The following is a 26,054-nucleotide window of genomic DNA, read 5'->3' as shown; positions in this document are numbered from 1 at the left end:
CCACAGTTCCCCTTGGCGGGCGCTACCCGGGCCGATGATCCGGTGCCGGCTCCTGCGCCACGGCGTACCGGCCCACTTGCCACGGATCGATGGCCGGCACGGCGAGTTTGCTGTAGCCGGCGACGTTGCGTGACACCACCGTCAGGCAGTACCGGACGGCCGTGGCCGCAATGAGCGACTCCACGGCCGGAACATCCGGGCGGCTGGACATGGGCCCCCAAACCGTTGCGACTTTCAGGTCCACCGGCAGGATGAAGCCTTCAAAACGCTTGGTGAGTTCCGCAAGCCAGCGGCCGTCGTCGTTGTTTCGCTCAGTTCCCGCTTGGGCGTGCGCGGCGCGCAGCTCCCCAACGGTCAGCGCGGAGATGAAGATGCGCAGGTGTTTGCGCTGCTGCAGGAAATCGACGACGGCGGCGTGCGGCTCGGCGCTACGCACCTCCGTCACCACGTCCGTATCAAGCAGCAGGCCGGGTTGCTCCCTCACGAGCCGGTGTTGATCGGGCTGGCGACGGCAGACCGGGCTGCGGCAGCGCGGCCGGTGCGGAGGAGGAAATCGACAAAATCCTCCCGGGCGGCTGCTACCTGCTCGTAGTCATGGAGGCTCATTACGCGCAGATCCTGGCGCGCAGTGGAAATATTGGTCATGAAAAACGGTGCCGGGCACCGGTCCTTTCGCGTGCTCTTGCCCGCACCATCTGCCAACGGCGAATGCAGGCCGCTTCGTCATCCGAACCACCCAGAGAGCGTGGGGTTGGTATGCGGCCAAGTCGGAGCTTAGCGGCCGCAGTTCCTGAAGCTGTTGAGAGTATGCCATGGGTTTGGGCGTTGCGTCACGCGCCGTTGTTCATGATGGGTAACAGGACGATAACCAGCGACTCGGAGCGACATTTATACGGAATCTGAATGTTTACCTGTGGGCAATCGTTTGGCTATCTGCGTCCGTGACCATATAGTGGGAGTGCTTCACGAGATGTGACGGGCAACACAGTCGGCTAGCCGGTGGTGTTGCAAAGGCTCCGACCGGTCACGCACCAACCCCATGTTCGCGGGTGGTTCGGATGACGAAGCGGCCTGCATATTCGCAGAACGACGAGGTTCTAAGGGGGACCCGTGCGGGCAAGAACTATCGAGAGAACGAAATGATGAATACATACTCAACAGCACATGACCGCAACCACGCCGACCAGGCCGCGAGCCTTCCGGACGAAAGCATCTTTGACGAATGGGTAGATGTCCGGATCCACATTGAAGCCGAGCTCAGCTTGGTGCAGTTCTGCCAGCAGGGCGTACAGAAGATGTTCTACTCAGAGGACATCGACGCTGTACAAAAGGCCGCCCTGGATTCCGATGGCACCGCTCTATGGTGCGAGAAGTACGCAAAACTGCTCATTCCCAGCACCCGCAGCGGCGCCGGCAACCGCTTCTTTTCGCTGGTCCGGATGGAAATGGATCCCGCAAGCAGGTAGCCGCAGCAGCATCGTCATGGCTTCGGCATCGTCATTAATTGTCAGACCGGGCTGGTAGAAGTTAATTACGTCTATCAATACCCGCAGACGCCGGAAATCAGCTCAGGGATTCCGACGCCGGCGGTACCGTCAGCCCGGGAGGCCTTGTGTTCCTGCTTGAATCAGAATCAGCCGGCACCGAACCGGAACTGGTCTTCACCGCCAGTGATCTGGTGGTCGCTGCCGGCTGCGAGTACCAACTGCTGCGGAAGCTGGATGAAAAACTGGGCCGCATGCCGAAGACCGTCTTCGCTCCGGACGAGATGCTTGAGCGAACGGCGGTGCTCGGCGATGTGCATGAGCACCGAGTGCTGCAGGAGTTCAAGGACCGGTTCGGCTCCGGCGTCGTGGAGATTGCCGAGACCACCGGGTACACCCGCCCGGTGCTCACCGCCAAGCATGCCGAATCCATTGCCGCCCTGGAGTCCGGGGCCGACGTCGTGTTCCAAGCCTCGTTTTTTGACGGCAGCTTCCACGGCCGCTCGGATTTCCTGGTCAAGGAGAACGACGGCGGAACGTTGCGTTACGCGGTGTATGACACCAAACTGGCCCGCCACGCCAAGGTAACTGCCCTGCTGCAGCTCGCCGCCTACGGCGACCAACTCGCCAAAGCCGGAATCGTTCCCTCCCCCACAGTCACGCTGGTGCTGGGGAACGGCGTGCACAGCAACCACAGCCTCACAGACATCCTGCCCGCTTTCAAAGAGCGCCGGACCCGGTTCCTGGCCATCACCGACCAACACCGCGCGCAGCCGGATCCGGTCGTCTGGAATGACGAGCGCTACACGGCCTGCGGCCGCTGCGAATACTGCTCCGAGCAGGTCAAACTGCACCGGGACCTGCTGCTGGTTTCACACATGAGCACCACGCGCCGGCGCCAGCTGATGGCAGACGGCATCCGCACCATCGATGACTTCGCCTCCATGACGCTGCCGGCGGGCGAAGGTTCCGGCGGAACACTGGCCAGGCTGCGGGACCAGGCGCGCATGCAGACCGGGGTCCAGGAGCCGGACGGATCGGTCATGTTCATCGACAAAGACGGCGAGCCGCATAAGGTCTCCTACCGGGTGCTGGAGCAAAACGCGCTGGCCGCGCTCCCCCGCCCCAGCGAGGGTGACATTTTCTTCGATTTCGAGGGGGATCCGCTGTGGCAGGATGGCGCCGGTGCCTGGGGTCTCGAATACCTTTTCGGCGTGGTGGAGAACCCGGTCTCCCCGCGGGACAAGCCGCCATTCCTGCCGTTCTGGGCCCACAGCCGCGCGGAGGAAGGCCAGGCGCTGGCTGACTTCCTCGGCTACGTGGCGCAGCGGCGCGAACGATACCCTGACCTGCACATTTACCACTACGCCAATTACGAAAAGGCGGCCCTGCGCCGGCTGTCGCTGCAGCATGTCCTGGGCGAGGACGCCGTGGACGGACTGCTTCGCGAAGGCGTGCTGGTTGACCTCTACGACACGGTGCGCAACAGCCTGCGGATCTCGGAGAACTCCTACAGCATCAAGAAACTCGAGCCGCTGTACATGGGCGACAATCTGCGCAGCGGTGATGTGACAGACGCCGGCGCATCGGTGGTGGCGTACGCCCACTACTGCGAGGCACGCGACGCCGGCCGGACCGATGACGCGGCGAAAATCCTCGCGGGCATCAGCGACTACAACGAATACGACTGCGTCTCCACCCTCGAGTTGCGCAACTGGCTGCTCAAGCTGGCGGCCGAACGGGGCATCCAGCCCGGCTCGACCGCCGATGACGCCGCCGCAAACGCTACCGCGATCGACGGCGGAAAGGCAGCTGAAGTTCCGGACGAGCCGTCCCAGGACGAGCAGCGGCTGCTGGACCATGTGGAGGCAGCTGCGGCCAGGGCCGCACATACGGACGAGCCGTTGTCCGCTGATGACCAAGCCATCGCCATGGTTGCCGCGGCGGTCGGCTACCACCGGCGCGAAGACAAGCAGTTCTGGTGGACCCACTTCGACCGGCTGAACGCGCCGGTGCCGGACTGGGCCGACACTCGGGACGTGTTCATCGTGCAGGACGCGGAGATCGTCGAGGAGTGGGCCGTGCCGCCGGGCAAGCGGAATCAGGTCCGCGTGCTCCGGCTGACCGGCACGCTGGCCCCCGGCTCGACCATCAAGGAAGGCACCTCGCTGTGCCGGCTCTATGACCGGCCGTTTCCGGACTTCCTGCAGGCCAAGGACACCGGCGTTGACCAGCGCAGCTACTGCTTTGAAACGCAGGTCATCGAGTTGGACGCGGCCGGGGACAAGGATGTCCTGCTGGTCCAGGAGCGCCTGCCTTCCAAGGCGGATCCGTATGACCAGCTGCCGATGGCATTGTCTCCGAACCAGCCGCCGGCAACCACGTCGCTGAAGCAAGCGCTGGCGGAGCTTGCCGGACTCGTGAGCAGCGGATTGCCTCAGCTGCCGCCGCATCCGGCACTCGATCTGCTTCGCCGTGTTCCGCCGCGACTGCGCAACCTCGCGTCACTGCCGGTCGTTGCACAAGAGCCGGACTGCTACATCGACGCGATCACCGCAGCTGTCGAGGCATTGGACCGTTCGTACCTGGCCGTCCAAGGTCCGCCCGGCTCCGGCAAGACGCACGTTGGCGCTCATGTCATCGGCCGCTTAGTGGCGCAGGGCTGGAAGGTTGGCGTGGTCGGACAGTCCCACGCCGTCGTGGAAAACATGATGAAGGCGGCCGTAGAGAAGGGCCGCGTTCCGCTGGAGCGGGTGGCCAAGAAACTCAATGGGGAGAACGTTCCGTGGCGGAACCGCACGGACGCCGAGGTGGAACGGCTGCTCACGGAACCGGGCGGGGCGCTAGTAGGCGGCACGGCTTGGACGATGACCGGCAGCAAAGTCCCATCGGGTTCGCTGGACCTGCTGGTCATTGACGAGGCGGGACAGTTTTCCTTGGCCAACACCCTGGCTGTCTCCCGCGCCACCCACCGCCTGCTCCTGCTGGGAGATCCGCAGCAGTTGCCGCAGGTCACCCAGGCCACCCATCCGGAACCGGTGGACACCTCTGCCCTGGGCTGGCTTTCGGCGGGGCACGCCACGCTGCCGCCGGACCTGGGATATTTTCTCGCCCTGACCTGGCGGATGCACCCGGATTTGTGCGCCGCAGTTTCCCGGCTCGCCTACGAGGGCCGCCTGCTTAGCGCGCCAGCGGCCGACGGACGTCGACTTCAGGGGGTGCCTGCAGGCGTGGAATGTGTCCTGCTGGACCATCAGGGAAATTCGACGTCGTCTGCCGAGGAGGCCGCTGAAGTTCTCCGGCAGGTCCAGCGGCACCTCGGCCTGCAATGGACGGACGGCGGCACAACCCGTCCGCTGGCCCCGGCGGACATTCTGGTGGTGGCGCCCTACAACGCCCACGTCCAGCTGATCCGGCATCAGCTTGAATCAGCCGGGCTGGACGGTGTCCGGGTGGGAACCGTGGATAAGTTCCAGGGCCAGGAAGCTCCGGTGGTGATCGTATCGACGGCAGTATCGGCGCCGTCCGAAGCGCCGCGCGGAATGGACTTCGTACTCAACCGCAATCGGACCAACGTAGCTGTTTCCCGCGGGCAGTGGCGGGCCGTCATCGTCCGCTCCCGCGAGCTGACCAGCTATCTCCCCAGTAAGCCGGTGGGACTTGAAGAGCTGGGCGCCTTCATTGGACTGTGCCTGCCGGACTGAGTCCCTGACCTGCTGGCATTGCGGACGATAACCATTTCTTTTTTCTACGCGGTGTAGAAGAATGGGTGCATGATGTTCCAACACGATGAACCGGTCCTAGAACTCACCGACGAGCAATCTTGGAAACTGCTGGAAAAGACCCAACACGGCCGCATTGTCCTGACCGCCGCCGGAGAGACGGATATCTTCCCCATCAACTACCTCGCTCACGATGGCAAGCTGCTGATGCGCAGCGCACCAGGCACCAAGCTGGCTGAAGTCACGATCAATGAGAACGTTGTATTCGAAACGGACGGGATCACCAGCGATGAGGCGTGGAGCGTCGTGGTCAAAGGAACCGCACGGGTGCTGCAGGCCGGCGATGAAATCGAGGCCGCAGAAAAGCTCGGACTCAAGTCCTGGATTCCCACGCTCAAGGATTTCTACATTGAGCTTAAACCGGCGCAGCTCAGCGGCCGCCACTTCAATCTAGGCGACCAGCCGGAGCGCTACTGACAGACAGGTTGCCCGGGCCTGACTCTCCCGGGCAACCTGCCGCCGTCGTTACCTGACTGCGAGGCGACACACTTTGAGTAGTTGCGGTCAGCGGCCCACGTTGGCCAGGATTTCTTCGAAACTCATTGACTCGATGCCGCCGCGGCCCTGCTCTTCAGCGGGTACATCCTGGACCAGCGCCACCAGTTCCGCTGCTGCACGGCCTGCCCGACGCACGATGCCGCCGCCAGCCTCATCCGCGCCACCCCAGTCTTCCGGCGCAGCGAACACCACGGTTTGAGTGGTGCGGGCGCGCAGGTAGCTGAAGAGCGGGCGGATGGCGTAGTCCAGGGCCAGCGAATGGCGCGCGGTGCCGCCGGTCGCGCCAACGAGTACGGGCTTACCAGCCAGGGCGTCCTTGTCTATGACGTCGAAGAAGGACTTGAAGAGTCCGCTGTAGGAGGCGCTGAAGACCGGTGTGACAGCGATGAGCGCATCTGCTGCGGTGACAGCATCGATCAGTTCCTGGAGCCTTGGCGCGGCATAGCCCGCCACCATGTTGTTGGCGATATCCACGGCGTACTCACGCAGTTCGAAGGTCTTCACCGAAGTATCGGCCCCTTCTTGACGGAACCGGTCCGCGGTGGATTTTGCCAGCTGATCCGCCAGCAGGCGGCTGGAAGACGGTACGCCCAGCCCTGCGGACAACACCACGATTTTTCGCTCTGACACCGGTTTCTCCTTATGCATTCTTTGTTTATGCGATTGCATCTATCTTCACAACCGGGAGTGCTGGCGGATTATTCCTGCCGGAGGGATGGTGTTCCTGTTGCGCGCATACAAACGGTGCCACACTGGGATAACCATCATCCAACAAGGCCCCCGGCAAGGGTCTTCTCCCGCCAGGAGGACCGGTGATCCTGAACCAATACCACCTCAGTTCCCTGTCGTTGAGTTCCTATTTGATAGGGGACGAGACCACCGGAAATGCCGTTGTTGTGGACCCGCAGCGGGACATCGATCAGTACCTGGAGGACGCCTCCCGGAACAACCTCACGATCGCGGGAGTGATCGACACTCACTTCCATGCCGATTTTGTTGCCGGACACCTCGAGCTGGCGGCCGCAACCGGAGCCTGGATAGGGCTCGGCGCCCGGGCGGAAGCTGCCTACGATTTCCGTAAACTGCACCACGGGGAAAAGATCTCGCTGGGCGAGGTTGAACTGGAAATCCATGAGACCCCCGGCCACACTTGGGAGTCCATTACCGTGCTGGTCCGCGAGCATGCAACGGATAAGACTCCGCATGCCGCTCTGACCGGAGACACACTCTTCATTGGCGATGTGGGCAGGCCTGACCTTGCCGCCTCCGTCGGCGCCGATCCCGTGGAACTGGCCCGCGCGCTTTATCACTCGGTGCACGATGACCTGATGAAGCTTGATGGCAGCGTGCGCCTGCTGCCCGCGCACACCGCAGGAAGCGCATGCGGCAAGAACCTCTCGTCCGAGCGCGAATCAACCATCGGCCAACAGCAGGCCGCGAACCCTTCCGTCCAGCCAATGAGCGAGGACGAATTCGTGGCTCTTATCACCAGCGGCCAGCCGTCCGCCCCGACCTACTTTGCCACCGACGCCAGGCTGAACCGCAGCCGGCATCCGGTGATGGTCAGCAGGCCGCATCCCGCGGCTCTACCGACGGATGCGCTGGAACGCGCGCTGTCTTCAGGGGCACGGATTCTTGATGCGCGGCCGCCGAGACTGTTCGCCGCAGGCCATCTGGCAGGCTCTATCAATGTGGGCATCGACGGGCGCTTTGAGGAAACGGCGGGCATGTTCTTCGACCACCGGGATGTAATCATCATTGTGGCCGAGCCGGGCAAGGAAACCGAAGTCCAACTAGGTCTTGCCCGAATTGGCTGCGACAGAGTGGTCGGCTTCGTCCCGAATCTTCCCGACCTGCTCGCGGCGCAGCCTCAGCTGGCAGGCCGCACGGAGCGGGTCGCGGCGAATGCGCTGGACCGCACCCTGGCCGATCCGGAAACAGTGGTGCTCGATGTCCGCAATGCCGGGGAGCGGGAGGACGGCTCCATCCCCGGAACCGTGCACATTCCGCTGGCCGAACTGCCGCAACGCCACGACGAGCTCCCGGCGGACAAACGCATCGTAGTGCACTGCGCCAGCGGCTGGCGCTCCAGCGTTGCCGCAAGCGCACTGAAGGCGCTCGGCTATGCCGACGTCGCCGATGTTGCGGGCGGCTACAACGCCTGGGCCCGGCAGCATCAGGCGACATAATCACTAAAACGCCCCATCCGACGCCGTGTGACCGGCCGAGCATTTACACCGTCAGTGCTTCGTGTGTCCACAAACACGCATAACGAATTTGTAACAAGACACGCCGACACGATACTTTTGTAAGGCATTCTTACGCAACCAGTGGTAAGAGCCTGATCCGTACGCCTAGCCCTGTCAGCGGATCAGCCCGTTCAATTTTTTCCAGACAGGGGCGGAGGAACCACACACGGCGCTTGGGGGCGCCTTGGGGTGAAGTTCTGTCAGCAACATCGAGGCACATTGCTGCCGCTGACCGAACCGAGTGAACTCTCTCTCGAATCCGACAGCTAACTTCGCAGGCGCATACGAGAGGACCTCCCCTTTGCTCACTAATAAGCCTGCGCGCGGACGCCGTCGCGCCACCGATACTTCCTTGCCGACCGCAGTGCGGAACCATGACAGCGAAGGCCGCCGCCGAGCGTCGAAGCGCCGCTTTTCCGCCACCGCCTCCCAGAAGGCCGGCCTCGCCCTGGCTGCCACCGGCATCATTGCCCTGGCCGCCGTTCCTACCGCCCAGGCGGTCTCCGGGAACGAAGACCTGAACGCCGCCGGCGCCGCCAGCATCTCTTCGGCCCCGGTGACTGCAGCTCAGGACAGCGAGATGAAGTTCGAGCGCATCGAAGTGACCAGCAAGGCTGCCCCGGAGCGGAAGGGTGAGCCGAAGACCGAGGTCAAGGCCGCCTCCGTCGAGAAGGCCGAACCGAAGAAGGAGTCCAAGCCTGCTCCGAAGAAGACTGCCGCCAGCGGGCTGGCTTCCCCCGTCGCCGACCTGAACCAGTCCTCGGGCTTCGGCTACCGGATCAACCCGGTCACCGGGGCAGCCGGCGAGTTCCACAACGGCTCCGATTACGCCCTCGCCTGCGGCACCGACGTCAAGGCTGCTGCTGCCGGCAAGGTCGTCGAAGCTTCCTCCAGCGCCGCCGGCTACGGCAACCGCATTGTCATTGAGCACAGCAATGGCATGAAGACTACCTACAACCACCTGCAGAGCATCGGCGTCAGCCAGGGCGAACGGGTCTCGGCCGGCGCTTCCATCGCCGATCTGGGCACCACCGGAAATTCCACCGGTTGCCACCTGCACTTCGAGGTCGTCGTCGACGGCGCGGAAGTAGACCCGGCAAAGTACCTCTAGCCACAACATCCGCCTCGGCGGATCCACGGCCAGACCCGAACGGGGCTGCGCGGCACAAGCCGCGTGGCCCCGTTTTTTGTCCCTAGTCACCACTGGACAAGAGGACTAGCGTGGGGCATACCCGCCGCATCCGAGGACTGGCGCAGAGCCGCACCAGCGCCGTGTCGAATCGAGTCGAGCCATGCCGGCGGAACCAGCGCTAGGAGACAAGAATGAACGCCCTTACCCTTGCCGATGCCCGCAGCATCATCGCGGCCGCCGAAGCCCGCGCAGAAGAAATCGGACAGCCGATGAACATCGCCGTCGTCGATGCCGGTGGCAACCTCATCTCGCACGTGCGGATGGATGGCGCCTGGCTGGGCAGCATCGACATCTCTATCAACAAGGCCTTCACCTCCCGTGCCTTCGATATCCAGACCAAGGACCTGGGCGACAACTCGCAGCCGGGCAACCAGTTCTACGGCATCCATGCCAGCAACCATGGCCGGATCATGATTTTCGCCGGCGGCGTGCCGCTCAGCCGGGAAGGCCAGGTTGTCGGCGCGATTGGTGTCAGCGGCGGCAGCGGTGAGCAGGATCAGACCGTTGCGGAGGCCGGCGCCGCCGCGCTCTGACAGCTGCGTTCCGAAGTACCTATAGCCATAGTGAGTGAAGTCCGCTAGCGTGATGGCTATCACCGTGCGGTCCAGAATAAGGAGTCATGCCCCGTGTCAGGAAACAGAGCCGTTGCCTACAAAGGACCAGGGAAAGTCGAGGTCATCGACACCGACTACCCCACCTTCGACCTCAGGGACGCCCCGGGGATCAACCCGGCCAACATTGGCCGCAAGGTTCCCCACGGCGTCATTCTGCGAACAGTCACCACCAACATCTGCGGCTCGGACCAGCACATGGTCCGCGGCCGCACCACCGCCCCGACCGACCTGGTACTCGGACACGAAATCACCGGCGAGGTCATCGAATGCGGACCCGACGTCGAATTCATCAAGGTCGGCGACATTGTCTCGGTCCCGTTCAACATTTCCTGCGGCCGCTGCCGCAACTGCAAGGAACGCAAGACCGGCATCTGCCTGAACGTGAACCCGGACCGCCCCGGCAGCGCTTACGGTTACGTGGATATGGGCGGCTGGGTCGGCGGCCAGGCCGAATACGTCATGGTGCCCTACGCGGACTGGAACCTGCTGAAGTTCCCGGACCGCGACCAGGCCTTGGAGAAGATCATGGACCTGACCATGCTCTCCGACATCCTGCCCACCGGATTCCACGGCGCCGTCACCGCCGGCGTCGGAGTCGGCTCCACCGTGTATGTGGCCGGTGCCGGGCCGGTTGGCCTTGCTGCCGCGGTCGGCGCGCAATTACTCGGCGCCGCCGTCGTTATTGTGGGGGACCTCAACGAACAACGGCTCGCGCAGGCACGCAGCTTCGGCTGTGAAACCGTGGACGTGTCCAAGGGCGATCCGAAGGACCAGATCGAGCAGCTCCTGGGCGTGCCCGAAGTGGACTCCGGTATCGATGCCGTTGGTTTCGAAGCCCGCGGCCACGGCAAGGACTCCTCGCACGAGGCGCCGGCCACCGTGCTGAACTCGCTGATGGACATCACCGCCGCCGGCGGTGCGCTGGGCATCCCCGGGCTCTATGTCACCGGCGATCCCGGCGCGGCGGATGAAGCCGCGCAGCACGGTTCGCTCTCCATCAGCCTCGGCACCGGCTGGGCCAAGTCGCTGTCCTTCACCACCGGCCAGTGCCCGGTCATGAAGTACAACCGCCAGCTGATGATGGCGATCCTGCACGACAAGGTCCAGATCGCCAAGGCCGTCAATGCCAAGGCCATCCCGCTCGAAGACGCGCCCAAGGGCTACGCCGAGTTCGACGCCGGCGCCGCGACCAAGTACGTCCTGAACCCGAACGGCTACATCAAGAACTGATCGAGGAGAGGAACAGCAACGATGAATGCGAAGAATCTGCAGGAAGTCCTGGATGCCTCCGGCAACACCGTTGAGCTCCTGCGCAATTCCCAGCTCGGCGCCTACATCTACCCGGTGGTCGCCCCGGAATTCACCAACTGGCGCAGCGAGCAGCGGGCCTGGCGCGAGACGGCCGTGCTCTATGACCAGTCCCATCACATGGACAATCTGTTCATCAAGGGCCCGGACGCGCTGAAGCTGATTTCCGACACGGCCATCAACAGCGTGGCCAACTTCCCGGTCAACAAGGCCAAGCAGTATGTGCCGACGACGCCGGCAGGGCACGTGATCGGCGATGGCATCCTCTTCCACGAGGACGAGGACGAGTACATCTACGTGGGCCGTGCGCCCGCGGCTAACTGGCTGCTCTACCACGGCGAGACCGGCGGCTATGACGCCGAAATCGTCGTCGACCGCCGCTCGCCGTCACGCCCGATGGGCCAGCCGGTCAAGCGCAAGTACTGGCGCTTCCAGATCCAGGGGCCCAACGCCTGGCAGATCATCGAGAAGATCAACGGCGGCCCGGTGGAGCAGCTGAAGTTCTTCAACATGGACCATATGAATGTGGCCGGCGCGCAGGTCCGCACGCTGCGCCACGGGATGGCCGGCGCTCCCGGGCTGGAGCTATGGGGGCCGTACGAAACCTACGACAAGGCCCGCGATACGATCCTGCAGATCGGTCAGGAGTTCGGCATGCTGGCGGTCGGCTCGCGCGCCTACCCGTCCAACACGCTGGAGTCGGGCTGGATCCCATCCCCGCTGCCGGCAATCTACACCGGCGAAGAAATGCGGCCCTACCGCGAATGGCTGGGCGCGGACAGCTACGAGGCGACCAACGCGGTGGCCGGCAGCTTCGTCGCGGACAAGATCGAGGACTACTATCTGACCCCGTGGGAGCTAGGCTACGGCTCGTTCGTGAAATTCGACCATGACTTCATCGGCCGCGAGGCGCTGGAGAAGATCGATCCGGCCACCCAGCGCAAGAAGGTCACGCTGGCGTGGAACCCCGAGGATATGGCGAAGATCTTCGCCTCCCTGTTCGACACCGAAGGCACGCCGTACAAGTACTTCGACCTGCCGCTGGCCAACTACGGCTCCTCGAACTACGACGCCGTGATCGACGCGGACGATACTAACGTGGGCCTGTCCATGTTCACCGGCTACAGCGCCAACGAGCGGCGTGCACTCTCGCTGGCCACCGTGGATCCGTCCGTGCCCGAAGGAACGGAGCTGAAGGTCATCTGGGGCGAGCCGGACGGCGGCACCCGCAAGACCACGGTGGAGCCGCACCAGCAACTCGAGGTGCGCGCCGTGGTCAGCCCGGTGCCGTACTCCGAGACGGTCCGGAAAGACTACCAGGGCGGCTGGCGCTCCGGCCAGAAGAGCTAACCGGAACCGGCGGGGCCTGGAAAGTCATCCAGGCCCCGCCGGAAAATCCTCCGAAGAACGACGACGGGTGGCGGGCCGGGTGCCCGCCAGCCGTTGCGTTCCTGGACTTCGCCGGTATGCGGCGCAGGGCGGGTGATTGGACGCTTACCCGCCGGCGCGGAACTCGCGGACCCACTCCGCCGTGGTCTTCAGCCCGCCGAAAGTATAGAAGTGCAGCAGGATCCGGCCATGCTCCGCCTCGTTGTGACGCTGCGCGAACTCCGTAATGATCTTGTCCGGGCCGGCGGTACCGAGCAGGTTCGTCAGGGAGAACCCGTACTTGTGCACAATTCCCGCGGAGGAAGCGACACCGAAACGACGCGCATAGTTGAGCAGCCGCTTAACGCCGGCGGGTCCGGGCACGCCGATCTCCACCGGGGCCTGCACACCGCGCCGCCGAAGTTCCGACAGCCAGGCGAAAACCGGGTCGGCGTCGAAACCGAACTGCGTGATGATGGAGCATTCCAGACCGAGTTCCTGCAGCGCTGCGTACTTCTCCATGAGCGCCTCCCACAGCACCTCGTCGCTGATGTCGGGGTGGCCTTCCGGGTAGCCGCTGATGCTCACGCGTGTGAAACCGTACTGGCCCAGCAGGCCGGTCCGGATGAGGGCGAGTGAATCCTCATATGGCCCTTCGGGCTGGGCGGGGTCACCGCCGACTACAAACACGTCCTCAGGGGCCGCCTCCGTTGCCAACGCGTCGAGGAATCCTTCCAGCTCGGCTTGCGAGGCAAGTCTGCGCGCGGAGATGTGGGGAACCGGGACGAACCCCAACCGCTTGACGGCAGCCGCCGCGCCGACCCGCATCGGCAGGTCTTCGTTGCCGAGGAACGTCACGGAGATCCTGGTGCCCGGCGGGATGAAATCTGCTGCCTCTTCCAGCGCCGGCACATCCTTGCCCGTCATCTCCAGGGAGAAGTCCTCCAGCAGCGAGCGCACGGCGTCGGGATTTGTTGGACTGGGGTTAGCCATAGCATTCCTTCTTCCGTCGGATCTCGCCGAGGACCTCGGGCGCCGGCGACAGTCATTCGATTCTATCGCTCAATAACTATCTGCATAGGGGTTTGCGGCACGCCATTGGGACGCTGCTGTCCAGCAGCTTAAAATAGGTGCATGGCCGATTCGCTCACCCCTGAGCAACGCAGCGCCAACATGTCCAGGATCCGCGGCAAAAACACCAAACCGGAGCTCGTGGTCCGCCGGCTGCTGCATGCCAGGGGCTACCGGTACCGGCTGCACGGCTCGGCCGCTGGGGCCAAGCTTCCCGGCCGGCCGGATCTGGTCTTTTCTGGGCGGCGCAAGGTCATTTTCGTCAACGGCTGCTTCTGGCATGCGCACAGCTGCAAGGTCGGCCAGCACGAGCCCAAGTCCAATACCGAGTTCTGGCAGGCCAAGCGGTCCCGGACCGCGGCCCGGGACGAAGCGCAACGGCAGGAACTGCACGCGGCAGGCTGGGATGTGCTGACGGTGTGGGAGTGTGAGTTCAAGAAGTCCAGTGATCTGGGCAGTCTGGAAGAACGACTCATCGGGTTCCTGGGCTAGACGCGGCACTCCTGCCGGCCGGTCCGGCAGCGTCTACCTCACCGTAGTGCCGGCCTGCTGTTCCCACAGCCGCAGTTCCCCGCGCGTGGGCAGCGCCTCCCAGTCCCCCGGATAGCCGACGGCGAACGCGCCCAGAATAGCTCCGCGCTCCAGCCGCGCCTGCACATCGAGCTCGTCCAACAGCCCCGACAGGTAGCCGGCGGTGAAGGCATCCCCTGCCCCCACAGTGTCGCGTACGACGACCTGATGGGCCGCCACATGATGCGGCCTCCCATCGATCCAGCCCGTGGCGCCGTCGGCCCCGCGTTTGATGATCACTTGGCCCACGCCCAGAGCGGCCAGTGCGGCGGCCGCCGCGGCCTCGCCGTTGTAAGCTTCGGGGACCGCGAGCGCCAGCTCGTCCTCCGAGGCAATAACGACGTCGGCGCACGCGGCGATGGTGGGCAGCGTTGCGGCAGCTCGCTGCGCCGTCCATAGTTTGGCGCGGAAGTTGACGTCGAAGGAGACCAGGATGCCGGCATCGCGCGCGGCCCGGGCCGCCCACAGCACTGCCTCGGCAGCAGAGTCCGACAATGCAGGGGTAATGCCCGTCAGGTGGAGGACCCGGGCACCGGCCGCCACTGCGGGCCGGACCAGGTCAACGGTCAAGGCGGAACCGGCAGAGCCCGCCCGGTAGTACTGCACCCGGGCTAGATCCGCGGTCCGCTGCTCCAGCAGCATCAATCCTGTAGGACGGTGGTCGTCGTGGCTGACGGCATCCGTCAGCACGCCCTCGGCCCGCAGCTGCCGCAGCGCGAAGGCGCCGATCTCGTCCTGCCCCAGACGCCCGGCCCAGCGGGCCGTGTGCCCCAGCCGGGACAGGCCGATGGCCACGTTGGATTCCGCACCGGCCAGGCACAGCTGTGCACTGCCGCCCATCCGCAGCAGGCCGGGGTGGCGGAACGAGCCCATGGACTCGCCGAAGGTCAGGACATCAACTGGCTCCACCGTCAGCCCCGGGCGTCCGCTGCCAGCTGCAGGTAGGCGCGCGCCCGGTTGCGCAGTTCCGCCAGGTCTCCGCCGGACGCGGCGTCGCCGACCAGCGGGCTGCCCACGCCGACGGCGAGCGCGCCGCGCCGCCAGTATTCCACTGCTTCGGCTTGTCCCACGCCGCCGATGGCGATGAACGGGATCTCCGGGAACGGATCGCGCACCGCCTTGAGGTACTCCGGGCCGCCGGCCGAGGCGGGGAAGAGCTTGATGGCGGAGGCGCCGAGTTCCATGCCCTGGTAGCACTCGCTCGGAGTAAAGGCACCGGCGATGACCGGGACGCCGCGTTCGGCTGCTTCCGCAACGGACGGTGCCAGCGACGGTGTCAGGATGAACTGCGCACCGGCGCCCAGGACCGCCGCGACGTCGTCAACGGTCAGGACCGTCCCCGCACCAATGACGGCATCCGGACCGGCATGCTCGCACACGGTCTCGATCACCCGCTGGGCATCCGGTGTGGTGATGGCGATTTCCAGGTACTTGACGCCCTCCTCCACCAAGGCGAGGGCCGAAGCAATGGAGGCATCGGCGTCGTTCCCGCGGATCACGGCCAGCAGCCGGGCCTCGCGCAGTCCGGCGACCAGGTCGTCTGGTTTCAGAGGGATCGGTTGCATCATCATCACCATTCCGCGTGGGAGCCGTCGGGGTGGCGCCAAAGCGGCGAACGCCACTGGTGCTCCAGCTTGTCGGCCACCCGCACCGCGTTTTCGTCGATCTCGATACCCAGACCGGGTCCGGTCAGCCGTTCAATGTGCCCGTCCACAAACTTCAGCGGCGTCTTGTCCAGCACGTAGTCCAGCACCTCGGCGCCTTGGTTGTAGTGGATGCCGATGCTCTGCTCCTGGATCAGGAAATTGGGCGTGGCGAAGCCGACCTGGAGGCAGGCGGCCAGCGCCAGCGGGCCGAGCGGGCAGTGCGGGGCGAGCTGGACATCGAAGACCTCGGCCAGGGACGCGATCCGGCGCACTTCGGATATGCCGCCGGCGTGGCTGAGGTCCGGCTGGGCGACGGCGATGCCCGACTGCAGCACGGGCAAAAATTCCTGCCGGGAGTACAGCCGCTCGCCCGTGGAGACCGGGATGGAGGTGGAGCGGGCCAGCTCGCCGATCAGGTGCGAGTTTTCCGGCACCACGGGTTCTTCCAGGAAGAACGGGCGCAGCGGTTCGAGCAGCGGGGCCACGCGGCGGGCATTGGCCAAGGTGAAGCGCCCGTGGAAATCCACCGCCACGTCCCGGTGCTCCCCCAAAACTTCCCGGGCCGCCGCCACGCGGGAGACCACGCCGTCGATCTCCGCCATGGTGCCCAGCCGCCCCATTTTGCCCGAGGCATTCATTTTGACGGCGGTCAGCCCGGCGTCCAGTTGCTCGAGGATGTGGTCCTTGACCTCGTTGGGGTCATCGCCGCCCACCCAGCCGTAGACGCGGATGCGGTCCCGCACGTGGCCGCCCAGCAACTGGTGGACCGGCACATTGAGGTGCTTGCCGGCAATGTCCCACAGCGCCTGGTCGATCCCGGAGACGGCGCTAGCCAGAATGGGGCCGCCGCGGTAGAAGCCGGCCTTGGTCATCACCTGCCAGTGGTCTTCGATCCGCAGCGGATCCGTCTGCAGCAGCACTTCCGCGAACTGGGCGACCGCCGTCCGCACTGTTTCGGAGTGGCCCTCGCAGGTGGCCTCGCCCCAGCCCACAATGCCGGTGTCCGTCTCGATCCGGACAAAGAGCCATCGCGGCGGCACCAGGAAAGTCTCAACCTTGACGATGCGCATCTGGCACGATCCCTCCCCTTGCCTATCCCTTGGTGGCGCCGGCGGTCAGGCCGGAGACGATGTACTTCTGCGTGAACAGGGCGATGATCATGATCGGAATCGTGACCACGGTGGCCGCCGCCATCAGGCCGCCCCAGTCGATCGAGGCGTAGGAGACGAAGTTGAAGATGGCCACGGGCAGGGTCTTGGTGTTGGCCCCGGACAGCACCAGGGCGAACATGAAGTTGTTCCACGAGAAGATGAAGGACAGGATGCCGGCCGTAGCAATACCGGCCACGGACAGCGGCAGCGTGATCCGGGTGAACGCGCCGATCGGCGTCAGCCCGTCCACCTGCGCCGCCTCCTCCAGCTCCAGCGGCATCGAGTCGAAGTAGCTCATCATGATGTAGACGATCAGCGGCAGGGCCACAAACATGTGCGAGAGGATCAGCACCTCGTACCCGCCGACCATCCGCAGGTTCGAGAACACGTAGTACCAAGGCACCAGCAGCGAGACGCCGGGAATGATGCGCGCCATCAGCACCACCAGCGCAGAGCGCCGCATGGCGAACCGGCTCATCGAGTAAGCAGCCGGGATGCCGATGATCAGGGACAGCGCGGTGGACACGAAGGCCACCCAGAAGCTGTTAAAGATGAAGGTGAAGTAGTTGTTCCGGCCCAGGACGTTGTCGTAGTTTTCCCATGTGGGGCTGAAAAAGACCGCCTTGGACGCGTCGTAGATGTCCACATTGGTCTTCAGCGAGGCCAGCAGCATCCACACCAGCGGCGCCAGGAAGGTCAGCACAATCGCCACCAGCGCCACCACCCGGAACCACTTGTAGGCACGTGTTCGGATCGGCTTACGACGGCGGGCGGAGGGCTTCGCGGTGCCGGTTCCGTTGCCGGAACCGCCGGTTGCCGTGGTGGCGTTGCGTTGGGTATCTGTCAGGGCGTTCATTACTTGCTCCCCTTCCGGCGGAAGGTCACGAGCCACATGCAGGCCACGATGATCATGAAGAACAGGATCAGCACGGCCGAGGCCACACCGTAGTCCATGTAGTCGAAGCTGAGGCCGTAGGCGTAGATGTTCAGCGTTTCCACTTCATTGAAGGAACCGCCGCCCTTGCCCTTGGTGGCATAGAGGATGTCGAATGTCTTCAGCGCATCGATGCCGCGCAGCAGCACGGCCACGATCACCGTGGGCATCATCAGCGGCAGCGTCACGTACCAGAACCGCTGCCAAGCGGTGGCGCCGTCGATCCGCGCCGCCTCGTCCGGCTCATCGGACAGGGACGTCAGTCCGGCTAGGAGGATCAGCACCACCATGGGCGTCCACTGCCACACATCCACGAAGAGCAGCGTGGTCAGCGCCGTCTCCGGACTGGAAAGCCAGGGCTGGCCCGGGATCCCGAAGAAGTTCAGCAACTGGTTGGCGAACCCGATGTTCGGATCCAGGATCAGCCGCCACATCATGCCGACCGCCACGGGAGTTGCCACCAGCGGCAGCAGGATCACCACGCGGACAAACTTTTCGCCCTTGAACGGCCGCCAGAGCAGCAGCGCGATGCACATGCCCAGCACCATCTGGATGGCCAACGCGCCGATAGTGAAGTAGAAGGTGCGCCCGACGGCTGGCCAGAACCGCTGGGTATCGGTCAGGACTTCCGCATAGTTCTCGAGCCCAATGAAGTCGGATTCGGCCCGGACGGAGCCGGAGGCATCCGTCAGGCTCAGGTAGAGGGTCCACGCCAGCGGGAAGACAATCAGGATGCCCACGAAGACCATCGCGGGCGCGGCGAAAAGCCATTTGCGGTGGTCGTTGGCCCAGTCCGAATAGGCCTGCCAACCGGTCTTTTTCGGTCCCTTGGGGGCGGGCCCGGGCTGCGGGGTTTCAGTGGATAGTGCAGTCATCTCTCACCCTGGGTCGGAGTGGTGGGAGAACGACGGCGGCGCGTTGCCGCCGTCGTTCTCCGTCAGCCTTTGATTCGGCTACTTTTCGTCTTCGAGGAAGGCCTCGAACGACGTGTTGGCGGCTTCCGCGGCCTTGGCCGCATCCTCGCCGGTAATGGCCGCAACGATCGGATCGCCGACAATTTCGCGGGCCTCGGCTACCGAGACCACCAGCGGGCGGTCATAGCCAACCCCGTTCTCGGCGCTGACCGCAATGGCCTCCGCGAGGTCCTTCGGGTAGGTGGAGATACCTTCCGGGTCCTCCCAGACGGATGAACGCGGTCCGGGCACGCCGGCCTTCTGGACCTCAAGCGTCTTTTCCTTGCTGGTGGCCCACTCGATGAACTTCCACGCGTTGTCCTGATTGGCCGAGGCCTCATTGATGGCCAGGCCCCAGGAGGGAACGTTGTACGGCTTGGAGCCTGCCGGGCCTTCGGGCATCGGCGCGAAGCCGACCGTCTCCGCCACCTTCGAGTCGGCGGGATCCGTGGCGTTCTTGTAGAGGCTGTCCGCCTCGGTGTAGAACGCGGCCCCGCCCTGGGTGAAGATGGCCATGGCCTCGGGCCAGCTCATGTCCGTACTGACGTTCTCCGGCCCGTATTCGCGGATCATCCGGCCGTAATAGTCGTAGGCCTCCTTGGCCTCGGGAGTGCCGATTGCCGACTTGCCGGAATCGTCAATGAAGTCCCCGCCGAAGGAGTACAGGTACGAGGAGAACTGCGTGACCGCGGCCGAACGGCCGGTGCGCGCAACGAAGCCCGCCGTGTCCGGGTTCTCTTCCTTGATCTGCTTGGCCGCGGCCTCCAGCTCTTCGAGGGTCTTGGGCACCTCAAGGCCGGCCTTTTCCAGCAGGTCCTTGCGGTAGTAGAGCACCTCGCGCTCGGTGATCAGCGGCACGCCCACCACCTTGTCCTCGAAGGTGGTGGCCTCCACCGGACCGGACTGGAAGTCGGACCAGTCCCACTCCGCGTTGCCCTCGACCCGCTCGGTGAGATCGGCCAGGTAGCCGTTCTGCGCGAAGAGCTTGCCCTCCTGCAGCGGCCGGTACATCATCACGTCGATCTCGTCCGTACCGGCGTTGAGCTTCACGTTGTACTGGTCGGACAGCTGGTCTTCGCCCAGCTGGGTGAGCTCTACTTTGAGACCGCTCTCCGCTTCGAATTCCGGAATGGCTTCCTTGATGATGTCTGTCCACACATGGTTGGCCAGGGTTACCCGCAGCGTGCTAGAGGCCTCTTCGCTGCCCCCGCCGCCGCTGCCGCAAGCCGTGAGCCCGAGGGAGAGCAGGGCTGCCACCGCCGTAGCGCGCATTACATTCTGTCGTTTCACGCTGACTCCGTTTCTGGATGGGGCCCTGATCGACTCTCACGGACCCGCAGCAGATGCCTCTTTACATCTGCCGATTACTTGAACAATAGTGACTAAGATCATACTTATTCAAGAGGCGTGGTTGAATTAAAAAGATGAGTGGCGAGAGGCAGGCGGCAAAATGAGCGAGCGCACATCGACGGCCGACGCGTCGGCTAGCCCGGCCTCGGCCTCGACGCCAGCCGCATCGACACCGGCTGCATCGACACCGGCCACGACGGCGGCTAGCCCGCCCGGCCTGCAGGGGCGTGTGCTGGAACAGCTCGGCATGGCAATCTGCGGGGGAAGCCTGCGTCCAGGCGAGGTCTTGCGCAGCGACGCGCTGGAAGAGCGCTACCACGTGTCGCGGTCCGTCATCCGGGAGGCGCTTAGCATCCTCGGCTCCATGGGGCTGGTCGAATCACGGCGCCGGGTGGGCGTGACCATCCAGCCCGCCACGGCCTGGAACCTCTACGACCCGCTGGTCATCCGTTGGCGCCTGGCCACCAACGGGCGGCTGAAGCAGCTGCGCTCGCTCACCGAGCTGCGCAGCGCCGTCGAACCCCAGGCCGCGCTGCTCGCCGCGCAACGCGCCCCGCTCTCGGATGGATCGGATCTAGTGGGCTTGGCGGCCAAAATGTGGGCCGCGGGCCAGGCCGGCGACTCCGAGGAGTTCCTCGCCCTGGACATCGAGTTCCACCGGTTGGTGCTGCAGAGTTCGGGCAACGAAATGTTCACCAAGCTGGATTCACTGGTCGCTGAGGTGCTCTCCGGCCGGACCCAGTACGGGCTCATGCCGCACCATCCCAGCGACGAGGCCCTGCAACTGCATGCCGACGTCGCCAGCGCCATCCAGCGCCGCAAGCCGGATGAGGCACACGCAGCCATGCTGCGCATCATGCAGCAGGCCATCGAGGAAATGAGCAGCCTGTGGGCACAAGAACATCCCGGCGAGCCGCTGCCGAGCGAATAAGACCAGACCGGGCGACCGTCCGGACCACTCCCCGGAACGACAAAAAAGCAGCCCCTCCAGCGCGGGAGGGGCTGCTCATTCTGATGGTCCTTGCGCCTACTGGGCGAACTCGTCACCCGAGGCGCACTCAACCTGGCCGCTGCCGGAGTTCGTGGCGGCGCTCTGTCCATCCATGATGATTTCGCAGGTCACGGTGCCGCTTTCGGACGTGACGCTGACAGCGCCAATCGGGAGCCCGGTGTAGGAAATCTCTTCCTCCCAGACCCCGTCGATTTGCTCTTCCACCGGCTGGGCGCCGTCGAAGTACACCACGCCTGCAGGTCCCTCCGAGGTCACCTTGTACTGCACGGTGTGCTCACCCACCGCCTGGGTGAAGAACATGGCGATGATCGAGGTGATGACGATGGCTGCGATCACGCCGAGCGCGCCCAGGACAATGCCCGTGATGGACAGGCCCTTCTTCTGCTTTTTGACCAGCGCGATGATGCCGAAGATGATCGCCAGCGGGCCAAGGATAAAGCTGACGACGCCGATACCCGGGATCACCCCGAGCACAATGGCCACGATGCCGAGCACCAGCGCCGTGATGGCCAGGCCCTTCTTCTCCTGCACCGACGCCTGGTAGCCGTAGCCACCCTGGTCCGGGTACTGGCCATACGGTGAATTCTGCTGCGGCGCCTGGCCGTAAGGCTGGTTCGACGGGTAGTTCGCGGCGGGCTGGTCTGCACCTTCCTGCGGCTGGTTCGACGGATTTTCGGGAGACTGGTTAGACAAGGATTCCCCTGGGCTAGATGCGGGTGATGCGGAAGCAGCATCGATCGCCGCCCCCTCCGCCGAGTCTAACCGAACCTCCGGAAGTCCTCGATGGGGAGTTCTTTCCAGCCTCCCTCAGGTTGCCAGGTGCGTCGGGGCGAACATCTTGAGCAACGTCTCAACAACGACGACGTTGGGACCCTCCGCCGCAAAGCTCTCCTCGAGGGCCTGGCGGACGTTCCCGGGCTCCACCCGGCGAGCCGGAACCCCGAAGGCTTCGGCCAGCTTCACGAAGTCCGGCCGCGCGAGTTCGGTGGCGGTGGCCTGCCCGAAGGCGTCCTCCATGTATTCGCGCAGGATACCGTAGCCGCCGTCGTCGACAATCAGCCAGGTGACCGGGAGATTGTGCTGCTTGGCGGTGGCCAACTCGCTGATGGAATACATTGCAGAACCGTCGCCCGAAACGGCCAGCACGCGTGCCGGCAGTCCCTTGCTGGCGAGGCCGACCGAACCGCCGAGCGCTCCCGGGAAGCCGAAGCCGAGCCCGCCGGCACCCTGCGCCGAGTGGAACTGGCCGTCGCGCGAGTCCCAGCAGCTCCACGCCCAGTACGCGGAAATTGTCATGTCCCAGAAGGTCTGCATGCCATCCGGAACAGCCTCGCGGATGTCGGCCATGAAAGCCCGTTCCTTGGCCAGGTCCTGGGCATCGAGGCGCGCCTGCACGTTGGCCAGGGTTTCCTTCACCAGCTGCTCCGGTGTCTTGCCGTGCCAGTCGGGCGAGAACGCCGGTTCCGTTTCCGGCCGGGCCGAGGCGATCAGCGCTTCGTCCAGCGCCTGCAGCGCCTGGCCGGCGTCGGCGCGGATCCCCAAAGCCGGCCTGTTGGATTCGAGCACCCTGGGTTCGGCGTCGATCTGGATGATCCTGCCGCGCGGTTCAAAGGTGAAGTAGTTGCTGGTGACCTCGCCCAGCGAGGAGCCGACCACCACCAGCACGTCGGCGTCTTCCAGGACATCGGTGACGTACCGGTCCTCCACCCAGGACTGCAGCGACAGTTCATGCTGCCAGGGGAAAGCCCCGTTGCCGCCCGGCGAACAGACCACGGGAGCGCGCAGCTTTTCCGCGATGGAGCGCAGCCACGGCTCTGCCCTGCCCCGGCGCACCCCGCCACCGGCGATGATGGCCGGGCGTTCGGCGGAAGCGAGCCACTTCACCGCTTCCTTCACCAGCTCGGTACGCGGCGGATTATCAAATGCTTCGGCGAGCGCATCCTCAACGGGCGGGACCATAATCGGATCGAGCAGGACATTCTGCGGCACTTCCACCCAGACCGGGCCCTGCGGCGAGGAAATGGCCTCCGTCCAGGCGTCCTGGATCGCCGACGGAATGCCGGAGGCGTGCTGGATCAGCCGCTGGCTCTTGGTGACATTGGCGGCGGAGGCCTTCTGGTCATCGAGTTGGTGCAGCATGCCCTTGCGCCGGGCACCGAGCCCTTCCAGCGGAATTTGGCTGGCCACCACCACCATCGGCACGCCGGTGGCGTAGGCCTCCTGCAGTCCGGCCAGCGAGGTCAGCGCACCCGGTCCCGTGGAGAGGAAGAGCACGCCGACGTCGCCGGTGGCGCGCGAGAAGCCGTCCGCGGCGAAGGCCGAGTTGTTCTCCACCCGGGAAGAAACAAAGTGCAGGTTGGACCGGCTCAGGGCATCGAAGAGGCCGAGCGCGTGCTGGCCGGGAATGCCGAACACGGTGGTTGCACCCAGGGCGCTCAGGGTTTCGACGACGAGGTCCCCGCCGTTGCGAGCCGCGACGATTGTTTCACCGGCGCTGGTCCCGCTGGTGCTGGGTGCCGTCACGATCAGGAGCCTTCCCCACCGCGCAGGGCGTTGGCGGCCAACGGATCCCCGTGCGGCGGCGTATCGCCACCCTGCGCCTCGGCGTCGCGCTGGTCCGCTCCCCCGCGTGCAACGGAAGCACCGCGGCCAACGGAAGCGCCGCCGTCGTTGTTCTGGCTGTCCGCGGCGTTCGCGGCCATCAGCGTCAACAGATCGTAGGCCACATGGCTGGCGGCGACGCCGGTGATTTCCGCATGATCGTAAGCCGGCGACACTTCCACGACGTCGGCGCCGATGAGGTTCATGCCGCGGAAGCCGCGGATGATCTCCAGCAGTTCGCGGCTGGTCATGCCGCCGGCCTCGGGCGTTCCCGTGCCGGGCGCGTGGGCAGGATCCAGCACGTCGATGTCGACCGAGATGTAGAGCGGGCGGTCGCCGATCCGGTCGCGCAGCTTGGCCACCACTTCGCGGACGCCCTGGTAGTAGACATCGGAACTGGTCACGATCCCGAAGCCGAAACGGTGGTCGTCGTCGAGGTCCTTCTTGCCGTAGAGCGGGCCGCGGGTGCCCACGTGCGAGATGGCCTCGGTGTCCAGGATGCCCTCCTCCACCGCGCGGCGGAACGGGGTGCCGTGGGTGTACTCGGCGCCGAAGTAGGTGTCCCAGGTGTCCAGGTGCGCGTCGAAGTGCAGCATGGCCACCGGCTGGCCGGCGCGCTCCGCGGCGGCGCGCAGCAGCGGCAGGGCGATGGTATGGTCCCCGCCGAGCGTGATGAGCTTGGTGCCATTTTCGGTCAGATCCAGCGCGTTCTGCTGGATGGTCTCGATCGCCTCGTTGATGTTGAACGGGTTGACCGCCATGTCGCCGGCATCGGCAGCCTGCAGGCTCTCGAACGGGCTCACGTCCCACGCCGGGTTGTAAGGGCGCAGCAACCGCGAGGCTTCACGGACGTGGTTGGCGCCGAAGCGTGCACCCGGGCGGTAGGAAACCCCGGAATCAAAGGGAACACCGACGACGGCGACATCGGCGTGGGCCACCTGGTCCAGCCGCGGGAGACGGGCGTAGGTGGCGGCGCCGGCAAAGCGCGGAATCCGGGATGAATCGATGGGGCCGAGCTTGCCGTTGGCCTCGACGCGGAGTTCTTCCATGTGGTCTCTCCTGAGAAAAAGTTGCCCAATAAGCATCAAGTGTTTTGAAATAGGCTAATTGTGGTCAGCGTCTCAGTCAAGACCGGTCGGCTTCTGGCCAACAGGAAAGGGGCGTGTATAGCCTGACAGGAAGCTGAAGTTGCAGCACCAGCCCAGGAGGCAGCATTGCAGGCACTGACGGTTACACCCGGAGTAAAGGATTCCCTCGTGCTGCGGGACGTGGCGGAACCGGACCCCGGCGAGGGCGCGGTCCTTGTCGATGCGCTGTCCGTCGGCCTCTGCGGCACGGACCGCGAGATCATCGCCGCCGAATACGGCTCCGCGCCGGAAGGCCGGGAGCATCTGGTGCTGGGGCACGAGAACCTGGGCCGGGTCCGCGAGGCGCCGCCTGAGTCCGGCCTGGCGCCGGGCGATCTCGTGGTCGGCATCGTCCGACGTCCCGATCCGGAACCCTGCGCCGCGTGTGCCACCGGAGAGTGGGACATGTGCCTCAACGGGCGCTACACCGAGCACGGCATCAAGTCATTGGACGGGTTCGCGCGGCAGCAATGGCGGGCCGGGCCGGACGCGATGGTGAAGCTCGATGCCTCCTTGACCGACGTCGGGGTGCTGCTGGAACCAACCACCATTGTGGCGAAGGCCTGGGAGCAGATCGAGCGCATCGGCGCACGCGCCTATTTCGATCCCAAAATCGTCGCGGTAACCGGCGCGGGACCCGTGGGCCTTTTGGCCGCACTGCTGGGAGTGCAGCGCGGGCTGGAAGTCCACGTCTACGATCTGGTCGAGGAAGGGCCGAAACCTGGGCTGGTGAAGGACCTCGGCGCAGTGTTCCACACCGACTCGCTCCCGGAATCCGGCGTGGAAGCCGACGTGCTCCTCGAATGCACCGGGGTTCCTTCCGTGGTGCTCGACACCATCAACTGCAGCGCAAACAACGCCATCACCTGCCTCACCGGCGTTTCCGGAACCGGGCGCCGGACATCGGTCGACCTGGGCCAGCTCAACCGCACGGCGGTGCTGGAGAACGACGTCGTGTTCGGCACGGTCAACGCCAACCGCCGCCACTACCTCCAAGCGGCGGAGGCGCTGGCACAGGCGGACCAGGCCTGGCTCGGACGCCTGATCACCCGGCGGACCCGGCTCGAAGACTTCGCCCAGGCCTTCGAACAACGCGACGATGATGTGAAGGTGGTCATCGACCTGCAGCAGGAGTAGCTGCAGA

At 65.0% G+C, this 26,054-nt stretch carries 24 protein-coding genes and 3 riboswitches; of the genes, 11 read left to right on the top strand and 13 right to left on the bottom strand.

The features are described 5' to 3' along the window. Nucleotides 1-22: 22 nt before the first annotated feature. The gene (locus HGO92_RS17915; RefSeq protein ID WP_169997217.1) at nt 23-484 is read right to left on the bottom strand and encodes a PIN domain-containing protein; all 462 of its coding nucleotides are present in this window, start codon (nt 482-484) and stop codon (nt 23-25) included. Further along, nucleotides 481-606: a hypothetical protein gene (locus HGO92_RS24315; RefSeq protein ID WP_277351918.1), complete on the bottom strand. Its 126-nt coding sequence runs from the start codon at nt 604-606 to the stop codon at nt 481-483. Before HGO92_RS24315 ends, HGO92_RS17915 begins: the two co-directional genes overlap by 4 nt. A 67-nt stretch (nt 607-673) precedes the next feature. Continuing rightward, nucleotides 674-796, bottom strand: a riboswitch (SAM riboswitch). 165 nt (nt 797-961) lie between these two features. Beyond that, nucleotides 962-1,129, top strand: a riboswitch (SAM riboswitch). A gap of 13 nt (nt 1,130-1,142) precedes the next feature. On the opposite strand from HGO92_RS24315, the gene HGO92_RS17910 reads away from it, so the two are divergent. From HGO92_RS17910 to HGO92_RS17900, 3 genes are all read left to right on the top strand, one after another. Then, nucleotides 1,143-1,466, top strand: a complete 324-nt coding sequence (locus HGO92_RS17910; protein WP_205834640.1) for a hypothetical protein — start codon at nt 1,143-1,145, stop codon at nt 1,464-1,466. Between the two features lie 146 nt (nt 1,467-1,612). Continuing rightward, nucleotides 1,613-5,188, top strand: coding sequence for a TM0106 family RecB-like putative nuclease (locus HGO92_RS17905; protein WP_169997213.1), 3,576 nt, complete (start codon nt 1,613-1,615; stop codon nt 5,186-5,188). Nucleotides 5,189-5,257: 69 nt separating this feature from the next. After that, the gene (locus tag HGO92_RS17900; protein WP_169997211.1) at nt 5,258-5,683 is read left to right on the top strand and encodes a pyridoxamine 5'-phosphate oxidase family protein; all 426 of its coding nucleotides are present in this window, start codon (nt 5,258-5,260) and stop codon (nt 5,681-5,683) included. Nucleotides 5,684-5,770: 87 nt separating this feature from the next. Here the strand turns inward: HGO92_RS17900 and HGO92_RS17895 are convergent, their stop codons facing one another. Beyond that, nucleotides 5,771-6,394: a CE1759 family FMN reductase gene (locus HGO92_RS17895; protein WP_169997209.1), complete on the bottom strand. Its 624-nt coding sequence runs from the start codon at nt 6,392-6,394 to the stop codon at nt 5,771-5,773. A gap of 182 nt (nt 6,395-6,576) precedes the next feature. On the opposite strand from HGO92_RS17895, the gene HGO92_RS17890 reads away from it, so the two are divergent. The 5 genes from HGO92_RS17890 (at nt 6,577) to ligM (ending at nt 12,477) form a co-directional block, all read left to right on the top strand. Further along, a complete protein-coding gene (locus tag HGO92_RS17890) occupies nt 6,577-7,953 on the top strand; it encodes a rhodanese-like domain-containing protein (protein WP_169997207.1) in 1,377 nt (458 codons plus the stop codon). Between the two features lie 174 nt (nt 7,954-8,127). Further along, nucleotides 8,128-8,309: riboswitch (cyclic di-AMP (ydaO/yuaA leader) on the top strand. 5 nt (nt 8,310-8,314) lie between these two features. Continuing rightward, entirely contained in the window at nt 8,315-9,124 is an 810-nt protein-coding gene (locus tag HGO92_RS17885) for a M23 family metallopeptidase (RefSeq protein ID WP_169997205.1), read from the top strand. A gap of 212 nt (nt 9,125-9,336) precedes the next feature. Further along, entirely contained in the window at nt 9,337-9,738 is a 402-nt protein-coding gene (locus HGO92_RS17880; protein WP_169997204.1) for a GlcG/HbpS family heme-binding protein, read from the top strand. Between the two features lie 93 nt (nt 9,739-9,831). Then, complete coding sequence (fdhA, locus tag HGO92_RS17875; RefSeq protein WP_169997202.1) at nt 9,832-11,049, top strand: formaldehyde dehydrogenase, glutathione-independent; 1,218 nt, start codon at nt 9,832-9,834, stop codon at nt 11,047-11,049. 21 nt (nt 11,050-11,070) lie between these two features. Then, a complete protein-coding gene (ligM, locus tag HGO92_RS17870; RefSeq protein ID WP_169997200.1) occupies nt 11,071-12,477 on the top strand; it encodes a vanillate/3-O-methylgallate O-demethylase in 1,407 nt (468 codons plus the stop codon). A gap of 144 nt (nt 12,478-12,621) precedes the next feature. Here ligM and HGO92_RS17865 read toward each other — a convergent pair whose 3' ends face one another. Then, nucleotides 12,622-13,488 carry a methylenetetrahydrofolate reductase gene (locus HGO92_RS17865; RefSeq protein WP_169997198.1) on the bottom strand — a complete coding sequence of 289 codons (867 nt, stop codon included), beginning with the start codon at nt 13,486-13,488 and terminating at the stop codon, nt 12,622-12,624. Between the two features lie 141 nt (nt 13,489-13,629). Between HGO92_RS17865 and HGO92_RS17860 the strand changes: the two genes are divergently transcribed. Next, on the top strand, nt 13,630-14,058 hold the full coding sequence (locus HGO92_RS17860) for a very short patch repair endonuclease (protein ID WP_169997196.1): 429 nt from the start codon (nt 13,630-13,632) through the stop codon (nt 14,056-14,058). 33 nt (nt 14,059-14,091) lie between these two features. Here the strand turns inward: HGO92_RS17860 and HGO92_RS17855 are convergent, their stop codons facing one another. The 6 genes from HGO92_RS17855 to HGO92_RS17830 form a co-directional block, all read right to left on the bottom strand. After that, nucleotides 14,092-15,045, bottom strand: a complete 954-nt coding sequence (locus HGO92_RS17855) for a sugar kinase (RefSeq protein ID WP_346769008.1) — start codon at nt 15,043-15,045, stop codon at nt 14,092-14,094. 2 nt (nt 15,046-15,047) lie between these two features. Then, nucleotides 15,048-15,707 carry a bifunctional 4-hydroxy-2-oxoglutarate aldolase/2-dehydro-3-deoxy-phosphogluconate aldolase gene (locus HGO92_RS17850; RefSeq protein ID WP_240974728.1) on the bottom strand — a complete coding sequence of 220 codons (660 nt, stop codon included), beginning with the start codon at nt 15,705-15,707 and terminating at the stop codon, nt 15,048-15,050. Then, a complete protein-coding gene (gene dgoD / locus HGO92_RS17845) occupies nt 15,707-16,852 on the bottom strand; it encodes a galactonate dehydratase (RefSeq protein WP_169997194.1) in 1,146 nt (381 codons plus the stop codon). The genes HGO92_RS17850 and dgoD overlap by 1 nt, the downstream gene beginning before the upstream one ends. 22 nt (nt 16,853-16,874) lie before the next feature. Further along, on the bottom strand, nt 16,875-17,789 hold the full coding sequence (locus tag HGO92_RS17840) for a carbohydrate ABC transporter permease (RefSeq protein ID WP_169997192.1): 915 nt from the start codon (nt 17,787-17,789) through the stop codon (nt 16,875-16,877). Further along, complete coding sequence (locus HGO92_RS17835; protein WP_240974727.1) at nt 17,789-18,742, bottom strand: carbohydrate ABC transporter permease; 954 nt, start codon at nt 18,740-18,742, stop codon at nt 17,789-17,791. The genes HGO92_RS17840 and HGO92_RS17835 overlap by 1 nt, the downstream gene beginning before the upstream one ends. A 78-nt stretch (nt 18,743-18,820) precedes the next feature. Beyond that, on the bottom strand, nt 18,821-20,110 hold the full coding sequence (locus HGO92_RS17830) for an ABC transporter substrate-binding protein (protein ID WP_346769007.1): 1,290 nt from the start codon (nt 20,108-20,110) through the stop codon (nt 18,821-18,823). Between the two features lie 160 nt (nt 20,111-20,270). Here HGO92_RS17830 and HGO92_RS17825 point away from each other — a divergent pair, with 160 nt between their 5' ends. Continuing rightward, nucleotides 20,271-21,101: a FadR/GntR family transcriptional regulator gene (locus tag HGO92_RS17825; RefSeq protein ID WP_169997190.1), complete on the top strand. Its 831-nt coding sequence runs from the start codon at nt 20,271-20,273 to the stop codon at nt 21,099-21,101. 96 nt (nt 21,102-21,197) lie between these two features. On the opposite strand, the gene HGO92_RS17820 is transcribed toward HGO92_RS17825, so the two are convergent. The 3 genes from HGO92_RS17820 to speB all read right to left on the bottom strand — a co-directional run bounded on the left by HGO92_RS17820 (nt 21,198) and on the right by speB (nt 24,832). Further along, on the bottom strand, nt 21,198-21,875 hold the full coding sequence (locus HGO92_RS17820) for a DUF4190 domain-containing protein (RefSeq protein ID WP_169997188.1): 678 nt from the start codon (nt 21,873-21,875) through the stop codon (nt 21,198-21,200). 114 nt (nt 21,876-21,989) lie between these two features. Continuing rightward, entirely contained in the window at nt 21,990-23,705 is a 1,716-nt protein-coding gene (locus HGO92_RS17815) for a thiamine pyrophosphate-binding protein (RefSeq protein WP_346769006.1), read from the bottom strand. 2 nt (nt 23,706-23,707) lie between these two features. Then, entirely contained in the window at nt 23,708-24,832 is a 1,125-nt protein-coding gene (speB, locus tag HGO92_RS17810; protein WP_240974726.1) for an agmatinase, read from the bottom strand. 165 nt (nt 24,833-24,997) lie between these two features. On the opposite strand from speB, the gene HGO92_RS17805 reads away from it, so the two are divergent. Further along, nucleotides 24,998-26,047 carry a glucose 1-dehydrogenase gene (locus HGO92_RS17805; protein ID WP_169997186.1) on the top strand — a complete coding sequence of 350 codons (1,050 nt, stop codon included), beginning with the start codon at nt 24,998-25,000 and terminating at the stop codon, nt 26,045-26,047. The last annotated feature ends 7 nt before the right edge of the window (nt 26,048-26,054 follow it).

It is taken from the genome of Crystallibacter degradans (assembly GCF_012952295.1).
GTDB classification, from domain to species: domain Bacteria; phylum Actinomycetota; class Actinomycetes; order Actinomycetales; family Micrococcaceae; genus Crystallibacter; species Crystallibacter degradans.
The sequence above is the reverse complement of the archived record's forward strand: the minus strand, read 5'-3'. Positions and strand labels throughout refer to the sequence as shown.

Excerpts from the sequence above, each read along its gene's own strand:
- HGO92_RS24315 (WP_277351918.1), bottom strand. The coding sequence starts at position 606 with ATGAGCCTCCATGACTACGAGCAGGTAGCAGCCGCCCGGGAGGATTTT.
- HGO92_RS17910 (WP_205834640.1), top strand. The coding sequence starts at position 1,143 with ATGAATACATACTCAACAGCACATGACCGCAACCACGCCGACCAGGCC.
- HGO92_RS17900 (WP_169997211.1), top strand. The coding sequence starts at position 5,258 with ATGATGTTCCAACACGATGAACCGGTCCTAGAACTCACCGACGAGCAA.
- HGO92_RS17880 (WP_169997204.1), top strand. The coding sequence starts at position 9,337 with ATGAACGCCCTTACCCTTGCCGATGCCCGCAGCATCATCGCGGCCGCC.
- ligM (WP_169997200.1), top strand. The coding sequence starts at position 11,071 with ATGAATGCGAAGAATCTGCAGGAAGTCCTGGATGCCTCCGGCAACACC.
- HGO92_RS17865 (WP_169997198.1), bottom strand. The coding sequence starts at position 13,488 with ATGGCTAACCCCAGTCCAACAAATCCCGACGCCGTGCGCTCGCTGCTG.
- HGO92_RS17860 (WP_169997196.1), top strand. The coding sequence starts at position 13,630 with ATGGCCGATTCGCTCACCCCTGAGCAACGCAGCGCCAACATGTCCAGG.
- HGO92_RS17850 (WP_240974728.1), bottom strand. The coding sequence starts at position 15,707 with ATGATGATGCAACCGATCCCTCTGAAACCAGACGACCTGGTCGCCGGA.
- dgoD (WP_169997194.1), bottom strand. The coding sequence starts at position 16,852 with ATGCGCATCGTCAAGGTTGAGACTTTCCTGGTGCCGCCGCGATGGCTC.
- HGO92_RS17840 (WP_169997192.1), bottom strand. The coding sequence starts at position 17,789 with ATGAACGCCCTGACAGATACCCAACGCAACGCCACCACGGCAACCGGC.
- HGO92_RS17835 (WP_240974727.1), bottom strand. The coding sequence starts at position 18,742 with ATGACTGCACTATCCACTGAAACCCCGCAGCCCGGGCCCGCCCCCAAG.
- HGO92_RS17825 (WP_169997190.1), top strand. The coding sequence starts at position 20,271 with ATGAGCGAGCGCACATCGACGGCCGACGCGTCGGCTAGCCCGGCCTCG.
- speB (WP_240974726.1), bottom strand. The coding sequence starts at position 24,832 with ATGGAAGAACTCCGCGTCGAGGCCAACGGCAAGCTCGGCCCCATCGAT.